General features: G+C 60.4%; 1 protein-coding gene. It reads left to right on the top strand.

Annotated features, from left to right (window positions below; all coding sequences use genetic code 11):
- Positions 1-273, top strand: a 273-nt coding sequence (locus tag AB2L51_RS15175; protein WP_475557853.1) for a hypothetical protein, incomplete at both ends; no start/stop codon positions are given.

The raw sequence follows: 273 nt of genomic DNA, 5'->3' as shown, positions 1-273 counted from the left end.
GTCTACTACTTCCAGATGCTCGGCTCGCTGGCGAGCCACTATGGCTTCAGCCTGGACGAACCTTTCAAGAGCCTGGACGACAGGCATCGCAAGGCGGTACTCAGCGGCTCCGGGCGCGAGAGCGTCAACTTCCGCTACCTCAATGATCGCGGCGACATCGTCAAGCGTGCCCATCCGTTCGAAGGCATCCTGCCGAACCTGGAACGGCGTTACCGCGAGACCGAATCCCAGAGCGTGCGTGAAGAGCTGGCCAAGTATCTAAGCACTCAGCAC

This window comes from Acetobacter fabarum (assembly GCF_040702925.2).
Classification (GTDB): domain Bacteria; phylum Pseudomonadota; class Alphaproteobacteria; order Acetobacterales; family Acetobacteraceae; genus Acetobacter; species Acetobacter fabarum_B.
Note: the sequence above shows the minus strand (reverse complement) of the source record. Positions and strands in the feature narration are given on the sequence as shown.